Source organism: Streptomyces sp. NPDC046915 (assembly GCF_040644935.1).
Taxonomy (GTDB): domain Bacteria; phylum Actinomycetota; class Actinomycetes; order Streptomycetales; family Streptomycetaceae; genus Streptomyces.
This window is the reverse complement of the sequence record NZ_JBEYXB010000006.1, coordinates 247,109-265,687: the sequence shown is the minus strand read 5'-3', so window position 1 is coordinate 265,687 and position 18,579 is coordinate 247,109. Positions and strand designations below refer to the sequence as shown.

Here is an 18,579-nt window from a genome sequence, read left to right as displayed (position 1 = left end):
TCAGCCCGTGTACTGGGTGAAGACCTTGAGGTAGTCGTACGGCTGCTGCGTCACGCCGCTGCAGGAGTCGCCGTCGGTGCCGGAACCGCACGCCCGGTCGCGGTTGACGGACCAGTAGGTGAGGCGCCCGATGTGGTGCTGTTGCGCGTAGGCGAGCATCGTCTTGAAGTCGGCGGTGCGGACGCGCTCACCGGAGTCGTCGGTGCGGCCGTTCATCGACGACAGGCCGATGTGGGAGTAGGCGATGGCGTCGTCGTAGCCGTAGGCGGACTTGACCCGGCTCTTGAGCCCTTCCATGGCCTGTGTGGTGAGGGTGCCCATGTTCGTGGTGCCGCCGCCGAAGTCGAACGGCATGATGCACCAGACGTCGTTCGCCAGACCGGAGTTGGCGGCCCGCTTGATCATGTCGACGCCGGTGGAGTCGGGGCCGCCGGTGGTCGTGCCGAAGGTGATGACGGTCTTCAGACCGGGGTTGCCGGCCTTCACCGTCTTCAGGGCGTCCACCACGCGTTGGCGCACGGTGGCGTTGGACCATTCGGTGTTCTCGATGTCGACGTCGATCGCCCGTAGTTTGTATGCAGTGATCACCTTTTGGTATGCGGCGGCCAACGCCGAGGCGCTGGAGCACTTCTCCCCGAGCTTGGCCCCGCTCCAGCCTCCGACGGAGACCATCACATCACCTCCGGCGGCCCGGATCGCGTTGATCTTCGACTGGTCGGTGCCGCCGGTCAGCGGACGGCTGCCGTCCCACTTGGGGTTGCAGGTGCCGTCGGAGAGGATGAACGCGAGCGTGAACCACTTGACCCCGGTCGCCGCCATCACGGAGGTGGGATCGGGCGGACTGCCCCAGCCGAGGTACTCGTACGGGGCGACGGCCATGCCCGGTGACGCGGCTGCCTGCTTCGCCCGGTCGGCGGGCTTCACCCGGATCAGCCGGGTCTCGCCGGGCCGCAGAGTCGCGCTGTAGGTGTCGGCGATCAGGCCCTTGTGCGAACCGGACCACAGATCGGTGACGTCACCGGAGCCGGTGAAGCCCACCTGGGACCACTTCACGCTCACCGTGGCACTGCCGGACGTATTGGTGTTGAACAGGGCCACGACGTACTGGCCGTCGCTCTCCTGCTTGCTCCAGACCTGCCGGCCCTCGCTGTTCACGATCCTCTTGGCGGCCACGCCGTCCTGGTCGACGCCGATGAGACGGTCGTTGGTGAGCATCGCCTTGTCGACGGGGTCGAGATGGGTGAGGTCGGTGCCGAGCAGCAGCGGCGAGGCCGCCATGGCCCAGAGCGTGAAGTGGGAGCGGCGCTGGTCGGCCGTGAGGCCCACCTGGTCCCCGTTGCCGATCTCGAGGGAGTCCAGGTCGTTCCAGCCGCCAGGTCCGGCGTAAGGCTGCCAGGACGCGGCCGTGTTGAAGCGGGCGGAGACGTGCGACCAGTCGGTCAGCGGATAGCCGCTGCCGTTGGGGTCCGGGCCGCAGTAGCACTCGACGTCACCTTGGGTGCGCCAACTGTTGGCGAGCTTGCGCCAGGTGGGGGCGTCGGAGAGGGAAAGGTTGTTGGAGAGCGCGAAGTTGATGGGGCGTCCGGTGGCGCGCAACGCCTTGTCCCAGGCCTGGACATCGGGGATGTCCTGGCTGCCCACCCCGTCGATCTTCAGGTAGTCCACGCCCCAGGAGGCGAACTGCCGTGCCCAGGAGTTCACGAACTCCTGGGCGCCGGGCTTGCCGTAGTCGATGGCGTACATGTTCTTGCAGTTGTAGTTCTTCTCCGTCTTCGAGGTGTCCGCGATGTCCTTCGCGTGGTACGAAGTGCCCTCGATCGGCGTGTTCTTGGTGACCGCGTTCTTGGCGATGCCGGGCGTGACGTAGAAGCCGAACTTCAGGCCCTTGGAGTGGACGTAGTCGGCCAGGGCCTTGATGCCGCCCGGGAACTTCGCCGTGTCGACGGACCAGCGGCCGTAGGAATCGACGGTGAAACCGTTGTCGTCGCACTTCTGCCAGAAGTCGTCGAGGTTGACGTGGACGAAGCCGTGGTCGTTCAGGCCGCTCGCCACCAGCGCGTCGGCCTGGGCCTTGATCTTGGCCTCGGTCGGCTGGCGCCGCACGAAGCTCCAGCTGCTCCAGCCCATGGCCGGGCGGACCGACTGGCCGTTGTCGGACGCGACCGCCGGGTGCGCCGCGGTGAGCAGCGGGACGGCCGGGGCGATCAGCAGGCCGGCGACGGCGGCCACCAGTGCTCTGATGCGGGTCATGACCGTCCCCCGTTCGCGGGTGTGGCGTATGCGGTGCCGATCCACGCCTCGTCGATCCGCAGCCGCTTGTAGCGGGTGGTGTCGGTCGACGCGGCCCAGGTGGTGTCGACCTCGAGGCGTACGTAGCGGGCGTTGGCGGCGGTCAGGTCGATGCCCTGGATGCCGCGGCGGCTGGGGAGCTGTCCTGTCTTCACGGCGCTGCCCCAGGTGGTGCCGTCGTTGCTGAGGAAGACCTTGTAGTCCTTGATGCGGGCGGACTGCTCGGTGTCGGAGCGGGCGTAGGCGACGGAGTCCTCGCGTTGGTTGAGACCGATGTACTGCACCTTCTTCGCGCTGCCGAGGTCGAAGGTGAGGGCGACGGGCAGGGTCTTGTTGTTGTCCCAGTAGGTGAGGTAGTCGCCGTCGCCGGCGGCCGGGCCCGCGTGACCGCTCGCGGAGGCACTGGCGCTGACGGTGACCCCGGAGAGGATGCCCTGCCGGCCGGCGGTCGTGACCTTGAAGACCGTGTCGTACGGGTCCCAGGCGCCCAGACCGTTCAGCGTCAGCACACCGCCCGACTGTGACCAGGAGACCGCGGCGCCGGTGCGGAGGTTGGTGACGGAGGCGATCCGGTAGCCGTTGTCGCGGATGCGCAGGGTGCTGGTGCTGGGCGGTGTCAGTACGTGGATGTACTGGCGGTCGGGGTCGGTCCTGCTGATGGTGGTGACACCGTGCGCGCCGTCGTTCCAGAAGCCGGGTTTGAGGCCGCCGTACATGTAGCCGCCGCCCTCGGTGCCGTGCAGGGATTCCCAGACGGGGTCGAGGTAGGTGTTCGCAAAGTTGTTGAAGGCGGCCTGGTTGCTGGGGAATGTGCCGTTGACCTGGGCGGTCTCCGCCATCAGTGCCTTGACGGAGGAGCCGGCGTTGGTGATCAGCCGGCCGAGGGTGAGCATCCGGTCCACGGTGGGGTTGGAGCCGTCGTACCACCAGGCGCCGGTCGAGGGGAGTTTGAAGTCGGCCTCGGTCAGGCGGGGTTGCGCGGTGTATACAGCCTGCGGGTAATCGTATGCAGGCGACATCCCCGTCTTCTGCTCATTGCTGATCATATCCATGATCGGCGTGTCTTCGTTGTTGTTGCTGAGCGTGTAGTTCGGGCGCTTCTGGTAGATCTGCTGGTAGAGGTCGTGGCTCTCCCAGTAGGCGTTGTCGTTGTCGATCCAGAAGCCGCCGAGGTCGGGGTAGCGGTCCATGACCTCGAAGAAGTTGTCGTAGCTGAACTGGCCGAAGCCGTCCCGGGTGGTGAGGTCGACGTCCTTGCCCTTGTAGGCGGAGTAGGCGGCCGAGTCGAGCCACTCGTGGCCGCCCTCGTCGTGCCACTGGGGGTCGTCGGTCATGTAGAGGATGACCTTCATGCCCTTGGCCTTCGCGGCGGTGATCAGTTCACCGAGGAAGTCCCGTTTGGTGGAGCAGGAGCCGGGGATCTTCGACGGCCAGGGGCGGGCGTAGCCGAGACGGCTGTGGAATGTCGCCAGTACGAGGTATTGCGTATGCAGTTTCCGGGCTTCGTTCACCCAGTAGTCCGGTGTCCATCCGCCGTTGGTGACGTCGTTCTCCCAGGCGGTGCAACTGGTGTGGGCGGGGGCGGTGCGCAGGCCCCAGTGCAGGAAGAGTCCGCCGACGGAGGCGCGCAGGAAGTCCTGGCGGGGGTTCTGCACGTCGAGGGGGCGTGCGGCGGCCGTGGATCCGCAGTTCTCCGTGGATCCGCTGCCGGAGACGTGGAGCGCCGATCCGGAGGTGGTGTGGCTGTCCGTCAGGCAGTAGCCGGTGACGTTCTGGAAGCCCATGTCGTAGGGTGCGTCGCTGCCGTGCTGGGCGGTGAAGCGGGTGAAGCGCAGGCCGCTCGCCGCGTTGGCGATGACGGCCGGGCGTCCGTCGCCGGCGGCGAACCGCACGGAGCTGTCGGTCCATTGCACATTGTCCACGTTGTGCAGGTACCAGCCGTACGCCGGCCGCGTCCCGATGCTCTTCGGGTTGTAGTCGCCCGCGTCATTGCTCGGCACGCCGGTGGACATGGTGCCGTTCCCGCCGGGCACGGTGATGTCGACGTTGGTGAAGGTGATGCCGCTGATGCGGTGGCCGTTCTCCCCCCACAGGGTGGGGCTGAAGGAGGGACTGTCGCCGGTCGCGGTGATGTTCTCGTAGGTGACGTCGCTGATGGATCCCACGCCCGGACTGTTGCCGCACCGTTTCCGCGTGCCGATCTTCTCCATGATCGGTGAGTGGACGTCGGTCATGGTGATGTCGCGGTAGTGGACGTCGGAGATCTTCGCGCCGTCCATGGAGACCATGCCCAGCCCGGACTTGTCGGCGCCCTCGATGCGGATCTTCTCGAACTGGTAGTCGGAGAAGTCCCCGCAGGTCTCGGAGCCGAACATCAGGGCGTTGCAGCACTTCGCCGACAGGTACGAATCGCTCACCCGGACATGGCCGTTGGGGAGCTTGGCGCCGAGGGCGTAGTCGCTCTTGAAGACCAGGGCGTCGTCGTTGGCCTTGATGTTCGCGTTGGTGACGGTGACGTTGGTCGTGGAGATGATGTTCCAGCCGTCGCGGTCGCTCGCTGTGTCGATGGTCAGCCGGTCGGAGGTGACGTTCGTGCAGCCGTTGATGAGGGCGGCGAAGTGGCCGCCGCGGCGCAGGGTGAGGCCGTCACCGATCCTCAGTCCGTCGCACCGGGTGAGCGAGATGATCTTGTCGGCCTCGCCGGAGCCGGGGTTGCCGGTGATGAGGTTGCCGAGGCCGTCGATGACGCCGTCGCCGACGAAGCCGATGTTGCTCAGCCTGTCGCCGTAGATCATCGCGTCGTGGAAGTGGCTGTGCCCGTAGTCCTGGTAGTCGTCGTACGGGTTGGTCTCGGCCTTGTCGTAGGTGTCCGCGCTCGAACCCTGGATCGTGGCGCCCTTGTCGACCTGGAGCGTCACGTTGCTCTTCATGTGGATGGTGTTCTTGGACTTGTAGGTGCCGGAGGGGAAGCGGACCGTGCCGCCGCCCGCCGAATTCGCGGCCGTGATGGCCTTGTCGATGGCCGGGGAGTCGTTGGCGGATCCGTCGCCCTTGGCGCCGTAGTCGCGCACGTTGAACACGGCGGCCTGCTGCGGGCCGGGCGGGCGGGCCGCGAGGGCCGACGGTTGGGTGAGGCCGAGGACGACGGCGAGCACGAAGAACACGATCGCCGCCGCCCCCTTCCGGTGAGCTGTGGGGGGTCGCATGTGACGGCCCTTCATACGAGTTGGTAGCCGCGGAGGTTGGTCAGGAGCAGGTAGGTGTTCTGCAGGGATCCGGAGGTGTCGCCGAGAGAGCGGTAGATGCCCCACTTGGGGCGCACGCGGTCGGCGAGGAAGGTGTCGACGCCGGTCTTCGACTTGTCGATGACCATTGAGGAGCCGGACTTGAGGATCCAGCGCACCGAGCCGGACGAGCCGTTGCCGACCTTGATCTGGAAGTCGACGTCCGTCCACGTGTCATGCAGCGGCTCGAGGTCCGTGCGGCCGATCAGGATGTCGTCGATCGCCAGCTTCAGTTCGATGGTCTGCACGCCGTTCACGCGGCGCAGCGACTGGACGACGATCGGCGAGGTGCCGCTTCCGGGCTGCTTCATCTGCATGATGTGGGTGAAGGTCGTCGTGGCCTTGAGCGAGCCGGGAATGTACATCGAGTACGTGATCCGCCAGGTCTGGCCCTCGGTCCATTTCAGGTAGCTGCTGCTGCCGGTTCGCAGGCCGGTGACTTCCTGTCGCTGGCGGTCGGTCGACATGTCGCGGTCGACCGTATGCATGTTGAAGCGCCAGTTGTCGCCGGTGGCGAAGATGTGCGGCTGCCCGGCCGGGTGCGAGTCGGCGCGGTCGTCCTCGACGGTCTCGAAGGCGCCGAGTCCGTCGCGGCTCGCCGCCGGTGCCCATTTCTGCTGCCAGGAGGCCGCGTGTGCGGTGCCCGCGGCGGGGAGGCCGACCGCCGCGCCGGCCGCGCCCCCGATGGCGGCGCCGAGCAGCGCCCTTCTGGATGTGCTCATGACATCAATCACCTCTCAGTTGCTCGTTCATGATCAGGAAGGCCCCGAGGCCATGGAAGTCGTTCGTGTCCCGGGTACGGGCGACGTAGTACGCGTAGTCGCCCACGTTCGTGCCGATGGAGATGTCGGCGAGTTCGGTCCGGCCGTCCGCTCCGACGGAGAGCTTCGCCAGCACACCCTCGTAGCCGCGGCGCGCCACGGCCGCGTAGTGCGGATCGATGTATCCGCGCTCGGCACCACGCGAGAGGGCGTAGGTGAACATGCTGGAGCACGACGTCTCGGTCCAGTTGTCCTCGCGGCCGCCCTTGTCGATCACCTGGAACCAGCGTCCGGTCGCCGGGTCCTGGTACTTCTCCAGACCTGCGGCCAAGCGCCGGAAGATGGAGAGGAGTTGAGCGCGACGCGGGTGGTTGGCGGGGATCGCGTCCAGCACGTCAGTGATCGCCATCGAGTACCAGCCGACCGCGCGGCACCAGTGCTCGGGAGCGAGCCCGGACTGCGGGTCCGCCCAGCTCGCGCTCTTCGACTCGTCGTAGGCGTGCTTGAGCAGCCCGTTCCCCACTTGCAGATGGCTGCCGTAGACGTACAGCTGCTCGGCGGCCTCGTCGTCCGTATACGCGCTGTCCCCGAACTCCTTGCCGTACTCGACGAGGAACGGGTTCACCATGTAGACGCCGTCCGCCCACAGCTGGTGCGCACGGGAGGAGTTGTCAGCGTGCCAGAAGCCGCCGTCGCTCGTGCGCGGGTAGGTGTTCAGGCGGTCGCGGATCTTGCGGGCGGCCTTGCGGTACCGGTCCTGGCCCGTCTCGTGGTGCAGGATCACCAGCAGGCGGCCGGCCTGCATGCTGTCCAGGCTGTTGAACGACTGGCTGATCGAGCCGTCGCTCTTCACGAACCGGTCGACGTAGTCCTTGATGTAGGTGAGGTAGCGGGCGTCGTGAGTCCTCAGGTAGGTGAGGTACTGGCCGTAGAGGTACAGGCCGACCGGGTACGACCAGCCGCCGATGGTGCTCGGCGTGTAGCGGGCCATGGTGGAGTCGACGACGGCCGTGGACCAGTCGCGCGCGGCGGCCGGGCGACTCGCGGCCGCCGCCGGGGTCGGGGTGGTCGCGGGCAGTGCGGCCAGGGTGGCGGTGGCGACCGCGACGGCGGTGATCGCCGCCCGCAGGCGTCGGCGTCTCATGTTCCTCCCTCTCGGTGTGTGCTCTTCCTGTATGCGATCTGCTTGTATGCGATCTGCGTATGCACGGTCTTCCGGTGGGCGTTCTCCCTGTACGCGTCCGCGGAGCCGTCCCGCGGCCCGCGCACGACGTCGCGTACGAGGTCGTGGTCGGGGGCGTGCCGGCAGGCCGGGTCGGTGCGGGTGGCGTCACCGGTGAGCGCGTAGGCCTGGCAGCGGCAGCCGCCGTGGTCGACGGCGCGCAGGGCACAGCCGCGGCAGGGCTCACCCATCCAGGACTGGCCCCGGAAGACGTTGAAGATCGTCGACTCCCGCCAGATCCAGTCCAGTCGATGGTCCTTCACGCTGGGCGGGTCGAGGCCGGGCAGCGTGGCCGCCGCCGGGCAGGGCAGGGCGGTGCCGTCGGGGGCGACGGTGAGCGAGACCCTGCCCCAGCCGCCCATGCAGGGTTTCGCCGTGGCGTCCAGCAGGTCCGGGGAGACCCATACCAACTCCGTTGCGTCTCCCAGGCGTTCGCGCCAGCGGGTCACGGTGGCGCGGGCCCGTTCGGCCTGGGCGGGGGTGGGCAGCAGGGCGGTGCGGTGGCGCAGGGCCCAGCCGTGGTACTGGGTGTGGGCGAGTTCGATCCGGTCGGCGCCCCAGGCCACGCCGAGGGCGATCAGGTCGTCGAGGGCGTCGAGGTTGCCGCGGTGCAGCACGATGTTCAGCCCGAAGGGCAGTCCTGCCGAGCGGATCAGCCGGGCGGCGCGCCGTTTGGCGGCGAAGGAGCGGGCCCCGGCGATGCGTTCGGCCGTCGCCGGCTCCGAGTGCTGCACGGAGAGCTGCACGCTGCGCAGTCCCGCGTCGACGAGTCCGGTCAGTCGCCGCTCGCTCAGCCCGACCCCGCTGGTGACGAGCTGGGTGTACAGCCCCGCGGTGTCGGCGGCGGCGACGAGGTCCGCCAGATCCCGTCTGAGCAGCGGCTCGCCGCCGGACAGGTGCGTCTGCACGACGCCCAGGGCGCCGGCCTGCCGGAACACCCCGGCCCACTGCCCGGACGTCAACTCCACTGACCGACCGACCAGTTCGACGGGATTGGAGCAGTACCCGCAGCCCAGCGGGCAGGCATGCGTGAGCTCGGCGAGCAGGGCCCACGGCGGGTCGAGAGTGTCGGGAGTCATCGCAGCCAGCCCTCGTCGCGCAACGCGGTGAGGAACGGCGGGACTTCGGCGGCGACCGGAGCACCGGGGAACCCTAGGCGCAGGTCGGCGACGATCTCGTCGACCGCGCGGTTGCCGTCGCACAGCCGCAGCACGCGGCCGGCGTGGCCGTGCAGGACGACGACGCGTTCGGGCAGCAGCAACAGGTCGGTGTCGCGCACCCGGTCGTGGCGCAGCACCACGCCCCGGGTCAGGAGGGGCCGCCAGGTCATGGCCCGCTCCCGGCCACGGCGTCGAGCAGGGCCCACAGCACCTCGCACTTGAAGGTCAGCGCGGCCACCGCCCTTTCCTGCTGCTCGCGGGTGCGGGCCCAGGCGTGGACCAGGTCGAGGGCCTGGGCGGCGTCGCGGGCTCCCTGGTCGACGCGGGTGCGGAAGTAGGCGAGGCCGTCGGGGTCGATCCACGGGTAGTGGCGTTCGAACGCGGCGATGCGGGTGCGCATCAGGCCCGGTGCGGACAGCTCCGTGAGGGAGGCGGCGACGGCGTCCAGCGGGGGGCGCAGGCGGCAGAAGGTGACGTACCCGTCGACGGCGAGCCGTACGCCGGGCAGTACCCGGGAGGCGTCCCACAGTTCCTCGCGGGTGAGGCCGGCCGCCTCGCCGAGCCTCAGCCAGCGTTCGATGCCGCCCTCGCCGTCGGCCGTACCGTCCTGGTCGCGGATGCGGCGCAGCCAGGCCCGGCGGAGTGCGGGCCGGTCCAGCTCGGCGAGGATCAGCGCGTCCTTGACGGGGATGTGGCGCTGGTAGTGGAAGCGGTTGGCGATCCAGCGGCGCAGTTCGGCGGGGCTCAGCTCGCCCTGGTGCATGCGCTGGTGGAAGGGATGGCGGTCGTGGTAGCGCTCCGCGGTGACGGCCCGCAGCCGCTCGGTGAACTCCGCGGGCGTCCAGGGGGCGGCGGTGGCGGCGGCGCGTACGGGTGTCGTGGTCACGGTGTGCGTCGTGCGGTGGTCCGGCGGTCGCCGAGTGCGTAGGCGGTCACTTCGAGAGCGGTCTCCACGATGTGGTAGCCAGGGCTTTGCCAGACCTTTTCATCCGATGTCTGTAGAACCGAGGGTTCCGTCTGGCGGGAGTCCGGCTGGGTTTCGTTCATGGCTGCGTACCTGCTTTCCCGAGGGCGGGGTTCAGGGTGAGGGATTCTTCGAGCGCAGGTGGGCCCAAGTACGGGGATGGGCGTTCACATGGGCGCACCGAGTTCATCAACGCGTTCGGCGGCGCGATCCAGATTCCCGGGATGACAGGGCGGGGTCAATGGTCCGGACCGATGAGGTCGGATGCATTTCCGGCCATTCTCCTCCCGCCGCGGTGACTCGCCGGTCAGTTCCGGCGGATTCGGCGGTGAGGAATGCATCGCGGCCCGTGATCGTTGACGATGGGAGTACCACCTGTCGACAACCGAAGGATCAAGAGCTCGTGAGCAGCAAGGTCCCCCCGATCATCCTCAACAATGGCGTCGAGATGCCCCAGCTGGGCTTCGGCGTCTGGCAGGTGCCGGACGACGAGGCCGAGCAGGCCGTCGCCACGGCTCTCGAGGCCGGGTACCGCAGCATCGACACAGCGGCGATCTACGGCAACGAAGAAGGCACCGGCAAGGCCATCGCGGCCTCCGGCCTCCCCCGCGAGGACGTCTTCGTCACCACCAAGCTCTGGAACAGCGACCAGGGGTACGACTCCACCCTCCGTGCGTTCGACACCTCCCTGGCCAAGCTCGGCCTGGAGTACCTCGACCTGTACCTGATCCACTGGCCGCTGCCGGCCCGCGGCACGTACGTGGACTCGTACAAGGCGTTCGAAAAGCTGCTCTCCGACGGGCGGGTCCGCGCCATCGGCGTGTCCAACTTCCTGCCGGAGCACCTCGAGCATCTGCTCGCCGAGACCTCGGTCGTGCCGGCCGTCAACCAGATCGAGCTCCACCCGCACCTCCAGCAGCACACGGCCCGTGAGTACCAAGCCGAGCAAGGCATCGCCGTCGAGGCCTGGTCGCCGCTGGGTTCGGGCAAGGGCCTGCTGGAGGTCCCGGCGATCGTGGCCATCGCCCAGAAGCACAACCGCACCCCGGCCCAGATCGTGCTGCGCTGGCACCTCCAGCTCGGCAACATCGTGATCCCCAAGTCGGTGACGCCGTCCCGGATCAGGGAGAACATCGAGGTGTTCGACTTCAGCCTGGACCCCGAGGACCTCGCGGCGATCAGCGCGCTGAACGAGGACCGGCGCCTGGGTCCCGACCCGGCCACCTTCGACATGGGCTGACAGCCGCCCCTCTACGACCGTCCGCTCCGCCGCACCGCGGGGCGGACGCGCGCCGGGTCCGGTGACGGGGCCTCAGTAGTCCTGCGCGTCCGCGTGGATGACCTCGAGCTCCTCCAGCCCGGTCACGGTCACGTGCGCCTTGGCCGCCCCTTCGTGCCAGGCCGCGGCCTGGATCGGGCGGGAGGCGGCGAGGGACTCGCGGTCGGTGAACAGGGCCCAGACCAGGCCTCGTCCGCGTTCCCGGTCGATGAACAGGGCGGCCCTGGCCAGCCCCGCCATGGCCTCCAGCCGGGGCACGACCGACGCCCGGAACGCGTCGGCCAGCAGATCGGCGTCGGCGGGCTCGAACTCCAGCCTGGTGATGCGCAGTCCGCCGCCCACCCGCGGCTGCCTGATCTCGTGCAGGACCGCCACCTCGGCGTTGTCGACCGCGAGTGTCCCGGCGAACGGACCCAGCAGCGCACCGCGCCGCTCCCGCATCACCTCGTCGCTGTTGCGCCGGGCCTCCTCGGACTCCCACCAGCTCACGGCCAGCAGCTTGCCCAGCACCCGGTCCACGAAGACACCCGCCCCGCGGTATCCCGGGCGCTCTTCCAGCAGGTCCCGGCCCTCCGAGTTCAGTGCCCTGATCGCCGCGTCGATCTTCGCGGGATCGCCGGTCGCGTAGATGCTGCGTACGAACATGGCTCGTCGCCTCCGGGATGCCGCACACGTGTCCGGAATTCCAGACACTGCCAGTCTTCCCCTCGACCCGGACGGCCGCCAATCAGGGCACAGCGTCCGACTTCACACCCCAGGGGTTGACGGGGACATGCGGGCGGGTCCACCTTGTACGGCACCCGAGTAAGGAAACTTTCCTAACAGAAGGGTCCCCCACAGTGCGCCTTCGAACACTGACCCTCGCCGCGGTCTCCGGGGCCGCCCTGCTCGCCGCCGGAGTGCTCCCCGCGAGCGCCTCCGGCAATCCCACCACCCCGACCTCGGCCCAGGAGGGCTCGGTCAGCGCGGCCGACCTGCTCGCCAAGGTGACGTCCTGTTCGCAGATCTCCAACGGCAAGTACAAGACCGACGACGAGACGTCGGCCACGATCCCCGTGTGCGGCAAGAACGGCGCGGTGTTCTGGAAGTCCGACATGGACATCGACTGCGACGGCCAGCGCACCACCAACTGCAACGAGGACCGCGACCCCTGGTACCAGGACGACACCGCCTTCCACCAGTCCGACGGCAAGCCGCTCAAGGCCGAGTCGTTGCCCTATGTCGTCGTCCCCAGTTCCAGCAGCATCTGGAACTACTCCGGCGCCGGCATCAAGGGCGGCGGCGTGGTCGCCGTCATCTACAACAACAAGGTCGAGTACGCGGTCGTCGGTGACACCGGCCCCACGAAGATCATCGGTGAGGCCTCCTACGCCACCGCCAAGGCCCTCGGTATCGACCCGGACCCGGCGACCGGCGGCGCCGACTCCGGCGTGACGTACATCCTGTTCAAGAACTCGAAGGTCTCCCCCATAGAGAGCCACAGCGCGGCGGTGTCTCTCGGGGACCAGCTGGCGAAGCAGTTCCTCGCGAACAACTGAGCCCGGGAGGGGAGACGGGCCCGGCGCCGCGGCCTGGGCGCGGCACCGGGCCTCGCCCGTACGTCAGTTGGGCTGCCCGATCGGCCGCACGACCACGGTGTTGACATCGACGCCGGCGGGCTGCCGCATCGCCCAGACCACGGAGTCGGCGATCTGGTCGGCGGTGAGGAGGTGACCCGGCGGCAGACTGCCGTTGCCGTCCCAGAACGGCGTCTCCACCCGGCCGGGGGCGATCAGCGTGACGCCGACGCCGAACTCCGTGACCTGGCGCCGGGTGTTCTCGGCGAGGCCGGTCACCGCCCACTTGGTCGCGCCGTAGATGTTGCCGGGCGTGTTCACGAACCCGGCGACACTGCCGACGAGGACGATCCGGCCACCGGTCTCCTTCAGGGCGTCGATGGAGGCGCGGATGAGGAGGGCGGGACCGAGAACGTTGGTGAGCACCATCTCCGTCCAGCCGGCCGGGTCGCCGTCGGCGATGGAGTCGTGGGTGGCGTGGCCGGCGTTGGCGACGACCGTGTCCAGTCGGCCATACGTTTTCAGTGTGCGGTCGACCGCCGACTGTATGTCTTCGTACACGCCCGCGTTGCCGGTGAACGTCAGCAGACCGTCCGGGTTGCCGAGACTCTCGGCGAACTCCCGCAGCCTCTTCTCACCGCGCCCGGTGACGGCGACCCGGTGTCCGGCATCCAGCAGTTGCCGGGCGACGGCGGCGCCGATACCGCTGCCGCCGCCGGTGATGAGCGCGACCGGAGAATCTGTCATGGCTACCCCCTGTGTTTCGGACGGACGCAGATGAGTTCATCACTTGGAGAGCGCTCGAAGTCAAGTTCCGGCGCTGGTAAGGGTGTTGGGCTTTGCGGATACGCGGTCGACCGCGGATCACGTACGCGGCGACATCCGCCGTACGTCGTATGCGATCACCGTATGCAATCGCTGTATGCGATCGGTGTATGCGATCGACTAGACGGGCCGTACCGCCGTGTGCACCGTGTGCGCCCCCAGCAGGAACACATCCGGACGCTGGTGCACGCTCGCCGGGTCGGCCGGGTCGAGCAGCCGGTCCAGCGTGGCGCGGTCCTCTGCGTCGAGGCCGTCGGTGACCGCGTCGCGAAGTCGGGATAGGTTCTCCGCGACGTAGGCGCGGGCCCGCTCGGACGCGGGTGCGGGCAGGTCGAGCAGGAAACTGCGGGTCCGGGTGTGCTTCAGACCCGCCGTGGTCAGCAGGGCCGGCCAGTCCTCGGTCTCGGCGACGGAGCCGGGCAGGTCGGCCCGCATACGCGTGAACCACTCCTCCTGCACGACGTCGAGGCGCGCCTGCAGTCCGGGCCGGCCGATGCCGATGTCCCGGGGCAGGAAGCGGGAGGACAGGCCGCCCTCGAGCAGGGCCAGGGTGCCGCCTGGGGCCAGCCGGTCCCCGAAGGCGGTGAGGGCGGCCCGCTGGTCGCCGAGGTGATGCAGGCTGCGGCCGGCCCACAGCAGGTCGGCGGGGTAGTCCAACTCATCAAGGACAGTGGGGAGTTCACCAGCGAGGGTGGCGAAGCGGTCGGCGACGCCCTGCCGGGCCGCCCGGGCGCGGGCCCGTTCCAGAAGGGGCTCGGCGGCATCCACGGCCATGACTCTCGCGCCCGGGAACGCCTCGGCGAACAGGCACGACACGACGCCGGGGCCGCTGCCCGCGTCGACGATCAGCCCCGGTTCGGTCACTTCCCGCGCCAGCCAGGCCATGGCCCGCTCGTAGAGGGGAGTGAACAGTTCCGCCTGGTTCTCCAGCTGCGGACCCATTTCGGCCCAGTCGATGTCCGTGTGCTCGTGGCCGTGGCCGTGCCCCTGGCCGTGCTGATGTCCGTGCTCGTGGTGGTGCGCCATGGTGGTCAGCCTCTCTTCCGGATGCCGCCAGACTGCGCCGACGCACCGCCGCCTGGCCAGCGATGTTGCCATGACGGCAAAATCGGGATGCGGCGCGCACCACGGATCACCCAGCATGGGCCCATGGACGACGAGTCGGTGGAGCGCTTCCTCGAAGACGGGTTCGTGAAGATCGAGGGCGCTTTCCCTGCGCGTGTCGCCGAGGACGGCGCACGGCTGCTGTGGAAGGAGACGGGGTACGACCCGGAGGATCCCAGCACCTGGAAGGACCCGGTGCACTGGGTGCTCGCCATGGCGCAGGGCCCCTTCGCGGCCGCGGCCAACTCGCCGGCGCTGCACGAGGCCTTCGACCTGCTGGTCGGTGAGGGCCGCTGGAATCCCCGCTACCACCTGGGGGCCTTCCCGTTGCGCTTCCCGCACGACGACGAGCCGGACGACGCGGGCTGGCACATCGACGGGGGCTACGTCCCGGAGGGCGAGAGCTGGCCCTATGCCAACCTGCGGTCCCGGGACCGGGCGCTGCTGATGCTGTTCCTGTTCTCCGAGGTGACCGAGGACAACGCGCCGACCCGCATCCGGGTCGGCTCGCACCTGGATGTGCCCCGGCTGCTGGAGCCCTACGGCGAGGAGGGGGTGTCGAGCCTGGAGATCGCGCCGCGTCTGGTCGAGGCCTCCGCGCACCGCCCTCTCGCGTACGCCACCGGTCGCCCCGGCGACGTCTATCTCTGCCATCCGTTCCTCGTCCACGCCGCCCAGCCCCATCACGGTACGAAGCCCCGCTTCATGGCCCAGCCGTCGCTGGACCCGGCGGTGCCGTACGAGCTGGAGCGGGCGGACGGGAACTACTCTGCCGTGGAGTTCGCGATCCGCCGGGGTCTGGCCCAAAAGGGCTGAACCCGGCGGATCACCTGGGTATCACCGTGTGACTACAGCGGCGGGTAGGCGTTCTGCATCAGCTGCTGGAACTCGGCGGAGAACCAGTGCCCGGACAGCGGGGCGTTCGGGAGAGCGCCCGACATGTTGTTGTTGTTGCGGGGGTTGCCCGTGTACGTCGGGTCGCACATGCGGTCGAAGCCCTTGCCCTCGTCGTTGGCGATGGCGCTGCTGGAGCCGTCGGACTCGCCCGGGGGCTTCATCCACACGTAGGCGTCGATCCCGGTGGCCGGGCTGGCCTGGGGGCGTTCGCCGAGGCCGGCGCCGGACTGGTTGCACCAGTTGCCGACGTGGATGCGGCGGTCGTAGCGGCCGCCGTTGACGTAGGTGTCGACGCTGGTCTGCGGGCCGGGGCCGGTCGGGCGGGCGGTGCCGCCCCAGCCGTTGCGGGAGGTGTCGATGAGCATGCCGATGTTGGAGTTGAAGCCGACGGACACCGCTTGGTTGCGGAAGGCCTGGGCGTAGGACAGCTCGTCGACGTAGCGGTTCCAGTCGACCCACTTGGACTGGCGTACGGAGGTGCCGTTCACCGTGTCGTTGATGGTGAAGTTGTTCTCCTTCAGGGCGCTGTAGTTGGCCGTGTTGGTGATGAAGCCCTGTACATCGTCCACAGTCGCCCCGTTGCTGGTCGCCACCTGCTTGAACAGGGTCGCGGTCGGGCCGAAGTTGTCGTCCCAGCCGAGCCAGCCGTGGTGGCCGGCGTCGAGGTAGTTGTAGACGTTGGGGATGGCGCCGAGCTTGGCCAGGGCGTAGCTGACGCCCTTCTGGTAGTTGCCGTTGGCGAGCATGGTGTCGCAGGCGGGGGTGGCGGTGGCCTTGCTGCCGGTGTTGGTGATGAGGTTGGGCAGCGAGTCGAGCTCGATGGTGTTGACGATCCTGAGTGAGGCGTACTTGGGGTCGGCGAGGATCGCGGCGATCGGGTCGATGAACTGTGTCTTGTACTTGTCGATGTCGGTCGGGCCGAGTTCGCCGTTGGAGGCGAGGGCGGAGCAGTCACGGCCGGGCAGGTCGTAGATGACGAGCTGGATGACCTCTTCGTTGCTGCCCTTCTGGGCGAGGGCGGCGTCCAGGTGGGCACGCAGACCCATGTGACCGTTCGCGCCGTTGATCGCAGCGATGCGGTCCAGCCAGACGCCGGTGGGCTGGTTGGAGACGCGGCTGCCGCCCGGTTCGGCGGCTGCGTTGGCCGACCACTCCGGGTTCACGTACACCTTGGCGCCGGCGTACGGGTTGTCGACACGGCTGCCGTTGCCGCCGCCGTTGTTGCCACCGCCCCCGTTGTCTCCCCCACCACCGCCGTCGTCGACGTTGCAGGTCACGCCGTCGAGGGTGAAGGCGGTCGGGACGGCGTTGCTGCCGCTGTAGGTGCCGTTGAAGCCGAAGCTGACCGAACCTCCGGTCGCCAGGGTGCCGTTGTACGTCTCGTTGTTCGCGGTGACGGCGGTGCCGCTCTGGGTGATCTTGGCGTTCCAGCCGCTGGTGACCTTCTGGTTGCCGGCGTAGGACCACTTGACGGACCAGGCGGACTTCGCGGCGCCGTTGTTGGTGACCGTCACGGCGGCGGTGAAGCCGGTGTCCCACTGGTTCTGTACCTTGTAGTCGACGGTGCAGGGGATGGCGGAGATGCCGGCGTCCGTGGACGGGACGGACGCGTACGCCGTCCCCGAGGCGCCGGCGAGCAGCGCCAGGACGGCGAGCATCGCTGATCTGGTACGACTCATGAGTGCGGGTTCCTTCTCCGTTGCGGGAGTTGCGAGTGTCGTGTTGCGGGTGTCGTTGCCATCTGCGGGCGGATCGGACTTACGGGTTGACGGCGCGCAGGTGGTCGCGCAGGCCGATGCCGTAGGTGGTGGGCGTGCCGTCGTAGCCGGAGATCAGGGACGGGCCGGAGGAGCAGTCCCAGGCGTTCCAAGTCCAGCCCAGGTAGGACAGGTTCCGGTCGTCGAACCACTTCATGACCTGGTCGACGAAGCCGTGCGAGCAGGTGCTCTCGCCGATCTCTCCTGCCACCAGCGGCACTTGGGCCGCCACCGGGGCCAGGGTCGAGTTCCAGCAGCTCTCACTGGCGCAGGTGTTGAAGTTGTAGACGTGGTAGGCGGCGGCGAGATTGCCGGTGGGGTCGGTGGGCTTGTACGTCAGCCACTGGCTGAGGTCGTTGGAGTAGGCGAGTCCGCCGGCCAGGATGACGTTCTTGGCGCCGGCAGATCGTATGGAGTCGACGAGGTCCTGCACACCGGCGACCTCGTACGAGATACCGGGACAGGTGCCGCCGTCCTTCCAGCACTGCCACGCCTGGGTGGTGGTGGACGTCGCCCGGTCCGGGTAGGGCTCGTTGAACAGGTCGAACGCCACCGCCAGGTCGTTCTTGAAGGTGCCGGCCACGGAGGACCAGAACGACGGGGTGTACTGCATGTCGGGCATCGGCTTCTGGCAGGTGGCGTGCACGTCGGAGCAGCCGGCCGAGTTGCCGGTGTACTGGCCGTAGGACCAGTGCAGTTCGACGATCGGTGTCATGCCGTGCGCCTCGACGCGTGCCACCAGGTCCTTGACCGCGTTGATGTAGTTGGCGCCCGCGTACTCCGGCTTGACGTTCGAAAGGCCGAGCCAGCACTCCTCGTTCAGCGGGATGCGGACCGCGTTGGCCTTCCAGTCGGCGATCGCCTTGATCGCCGTGTCGTCGACGGGACCGTCCCAGATGCCCCGGCCCTGCACGCACATGAACTCGCCGCCGGAGCGGTTCACGCCGAGCAGCCGGCGTGTCTTTCCGTCGGCGTCGACGAGCTTGTTGCCGGAGACGTGCAGGGCGGGTGCCTTGCCGGTCGCCGGGGGCGGGTCGGTGGGCGGCGGGTCCGTGTCGACGTTGCAGGTGGTCCCGTTGAGCTTGAACGTCGTCGGTACGGCGTTGCTGCCCGACCGGGAACCGAGGAACCCCGCGCTGATGGTGGCGCCGGTGCCGAGCGAACCGTTCCAGCTCTCGTTGGCCGCGGTCACGGTGGTGCCGGACTGGGACCACTTGGCGTTCCAGCCCTGGGTGACCTTCTGGCCGTTGGCGAAGTCGAAGGTGAGGCTCCAACTGCTCAGCGCGGCCTTGTTGTTGGTGATCTTCACGGCGCCCTGGAAGCCGGTGTCCCACTGGCTGGTGACGGAGTACTCCACCGTGCACGCGGGTGTGGCTCCCTGCGCCGTGACCACCGGGACGGTCACGCTCGCGAGGAGTGCGACCGCACCGGTGACGGCTAAAAGTACTGAACGCGGGGGATGTCGCATGAGCGACTCCTTG

Annotated in this window: 16 protein-coding genes; 3 read left to right on the top strand and 13 right to left on the bottom strand. The window is 68.6% G+C overall.

What is annotated here, in order from left to right:
* From ABZ915_RS18030 to pqqA, 8 genes are read right to left on the bottom strand one after another with little or no spacing between them, the layout of a single operon-like run.
* Positions 1-2,250 carry an alpha-galactosidase gene (locus tag ABZ915_RS18030; protein WP_361803302.1) on the bottom strand — a complete coding sequence of 750 codons (2,250 nt, stop codon included), beginning with the start codon at positions 2,248-2,250 and terminating at the stop codon, positions 1-3.
* Positions 2,247-5,495, bottom strand: coding sequence for a glycosyl hydrolase family 28 protein (locus ABZ915_RS18025; protein WP_361803299.1), 3,249 nt, complete (start codon positions 5,493-5,495; stop codon positions 2,247-2,249). Before ABZ915_RS18025 ends, ABZ915_RS18030 begins: the two co-directional genes overlap by 4 nt.
* Before the next feature lie 11 nt (positions 5,496-5,506).
* Complete coding sequence (locus tag ABZ915_RS18020) at positions 5,507-6,295, bottom strand: Tat pathway signal sequence domain protein (protein WP_361803296.1); 789 nt, start codon at positions 6,293-6,295, stop codon at positions 5,507-5,509.
* Between the two features lie 4 nt (positions 6,296-6,299).
* Entirely contained in the window at positions 6,300-7,478 is a 1,179-nt protein-coding gene (locus ABZ915_RS18015) for a glycoside hydrolase family 88 protein (RefSeq protein WP_361803293.1), read from the bottom strand.
* Positions 7,475-8,635 carry a pyrroloquinoline quinone biosynthesis protein PqqE gene (pqqE, locus tag ABZ915_RS18010; RefSeq protein WP_361803290.1) on the bottom strand — a complete coding sequence of 387 codons (1,161 nt, stop codon included), beginning with the start codon at positions 8,633-8,635 and terminating at the stop codon, positions 7,475-7,477. Before pqqE ends, ABZ915_RS18015 begins: the two co-directional genes overlap by 4 nt.
* Positions 8,632-8,886, bottom strand: coding sequence for a pyrroloquinoline quinone biosynthesis peptide chaperone PqqD (gene pqqD / locus ABZ915_RS18005; RefSeq protein WP_361803288.1), 255 nt, complete (start codon positions 8,884-8,886; stop codon positions 8,632-8,634). Before pqqD ends, pqqE begins: the two co-directional genes overlap by 4 nt.
* The gene (pqqC, locus tag ABZ915_RS18000; RefSeq protein WP_361803285.1) at positions 8,883-9,602 is read right to left on the bottom strand and encodes a pyrroloquinoline-quinone synthase PqqC; all 720 of its coding nucleotides are present in this window, start codon (positions 9,600-9,602) and stop codon (positions 8,883-8,885) included. Before pqqC ends, pqqD begins: the two co-directional genes overlap by 4 nt.
* Positions 9,599-9,763, bottom strand: a complete 165-nt coding sequence (pqqA, locus tag ABZ915_RS17995) for a pyrroloquinoline quinone precursor peptide PqqA (protein WP_361803282.1) — start codon at positions 9,761-9,763, stop codon at positions 9,599-9,601. Before pqqA ends, pqqC begins: the two co-directional genes overlap by 4 nt.
* Positions 9,764-10,083: 320 nt before the next feature.
* On the opposite strand from pqqA, the gene ABZ915_RS17990 reads away from it, so the two are divergent.
* A complete protein-coding gene (locus tag ABZ915_RS17990) occupies positions 10,084-10,920 on the top strand; it encodes an aldo/keto reductase (RefSeq protein ID WP_361803279.1) in 837 nt (278 codons plus the stop codon).
* Positions 10,921-10,992: 72 nt separating this feature from the next.
* On the opposite strand, the gene ABZ915_RS17985 is transcribed toward ABZ915_RS17990, so the two are convergent.
* A complete protein-coding gene (locus ABZ915_RS17985) occupies positions 10,993-11,604 on the bottom strand; it encodes a hypothetical protein (RefSeq protein ID WP_361803276.1) in 612 nt (203 codons plus the stop codon).
* 194 nt (positions 11,605-11,798) lie between these two features.
* Between ABZ915_RS17985 and ABZ915_RS17980 the strand changes: the two genes are divergently transcribed.
* On the top strand, positions 11,799-12,497 hold the full coding sequence (locus tag ABZ915_RS17980) for a glycoside hydrolase family 75 protein (protein ID WP_361803274.1): 699 nt from the start codon (positions 11,799-11,801) through the stop codon (positions 12,495-12,497).
* Between the two features lie 63 nt (positions 12,498-12,560).
* On the opposite strand, the gene ABZ915_RS17975 is transcribed toward ABZ915_RS17980, so the two are convergent.
* A complete protein-coding gene (locus ABZ915_RS17975) occupies positions 12,561-13,262 on the bottom strand; it encodes an SDR family oxidoreductase (RefSeq protein ID WP_361803271.1) in 702 nt (233 codons plus the stop codon).
* Positions 13,263-13,460: 198 nt separating this feature from the next.
* Positions 13,461-14,366 (bottom strand): class I SAM-dependent methyltransferase, encoded by a 906-nt coding sequence (locus ABZ915_RS17970; RefSeq protein ID WP_361803268.1) that lies wholly within the window; start codon positions 14,364-14,366, stop codon positions 13,461-13,463.
* 123 nt (positions 14,367-14,489) lie between these two features.
* Here ABZ915_RS17970 and ABZ915_RS17965 point away from each other — a divergent pair, with 123 nt between their 5' ends.
* On the top strand, positions 14,490-15,260 hold the full coding sequence (locus ABZ915_RS17965; protein ID WP_361803265.1) for a phytanoyl-CoA dioxygenase family protein: 771 nt from the start codon (positions 14,490-14,492) through the stop codon (positions 15,258-15,260).
* Positions 15,261-15,292: 32 nt separating this feature from the next.
* On the opposite strand, the gene ABZ915_RS17960 is transcribed toward ABZ915_RS17965, so the two are convergent.
* Positions 15,293-17,020, bottom strand: a complete 1,728-nt coding sequence (locus tag ABZ915_RS17960; RefSeq protein ID WP_361803262.1) for a glycoside hydrolase family 6 protein — start codon at positions 17,018-17,020, stop codon at positions 15,293-15,295.
* Between the two features lie 79 nt (positions 17,021-17,099).
* Entirely contained in the window at positions 17,100-18,566 is a 1,467-nt protein-coding gene (locus tag ABZ915_RS17955; protein WP_361803259.1) for a cellulase family glycosylhydrolase, read from the bottom strand.
* Positions 18,567-18,579 lie beyond the last annotated feature (13 nt).

What these genes read in the sequence shown, in the direction of transcription:
- ABZ915_RS17970 (WP_361803268.1), bottom strand. Translation starts at nt 14,366, where the DNA reads ATGGCGCACCACCACGAGCACGGACATCAGCACGGCCAGGGGCACGGC.
- ABZ915_RS17985 (WP_361803276.1), bottom strand. Translation starts at nt 11,604, where the DNA reads ATGTTCGTACGCAGCATCTACGCGACCGGCGATCCCGCGAAGATCGAC.
- ABZ915_RS17955 (WP_361803259.1), bottom strand. Translation starts at nt 18,566, where the DNA reads ATGCGACATCCCCCGCGTTCAGTACTTTTAGCCGTCACCGGTGCGGTC.
- pqqA (WP_361803282.1), bottom strand. Translation starts at nt 9,763, where the DNA reads ATGAACGAAACCCAGCCGGACTCCCGCCAGACGGAACCCTCGGTTCTA.
- ABZ915_RS17975 (WP_361803271.1), bottom strand. Translation starts at nt 13,262, where the DNA reads ATGACAGATTCTCCGGTCGCGCTCATCACCGGCGGCGGCAGCGGTATC.
- ABZ915_RS18015 (WP_361803293.1), bottom strand. Translation starts at nt 7,478, where the DNA reads ATGAGACGCCGACGCCTGCGGGCGGCGATCACCGCCGTCGCGGTCGCC.
- ABZ915_RS17965 (WP_361803265.1), top strand. Translation starts at nt 14,490, where the DNA reads ATGGACGACGAGTCGGTGGAGCGCTTCCTCGAAGACGGGTTCGTGAAG.
- pqqD (WP_361803288.1), bottom strand. Translation starts at nt 8,886, where the DNA reads ATGACCTGGCGGCCCCTCCTGACCCGGGGCGTGGTGCTGCGCCACGAC.
- ABZ915_RS18020 (WP_361803296.1), bottom strand. Translation starts at nt 6,295, where the DNA reads ATGAGCACATCCAGAAGGGCGCTGCTCGGCGCCGCCATCGGGGGCGCG.
- pqqE (WP_361803290.1), bottom strand. Translation starts at nt 8,635, where the DNA reads ATGACTCCCGACACTCTCGACCCGCCGTGGGCCCTGCTCGCCGAGCTC.
- ABZ915_RS18025 (WP_361803299.1), bottom strand. Translation starts at nt 5,495, where the DNA reads ATGCGACCCCCCACAGCTCACCGGAAGGGGGCGGCGGCGATCGTGTTC.
- ABZ915_RS17960 (WP_361803262.1), bottom strand. Translation starts at nt 17,020, where the DNA reads ATGAGTCGTACCAGATCAGCGATGCTCGCCGTCCTGGCGCTGCTCGCC.
- ABZ915_RS18030 (WP_361803302.1), bottom strand. Translation starts at nt 2,250, where the DNA reads ATGACCCGCATCAGAGCACTGGTGGCCGCCGTCGCCGGCCTGCTGATC.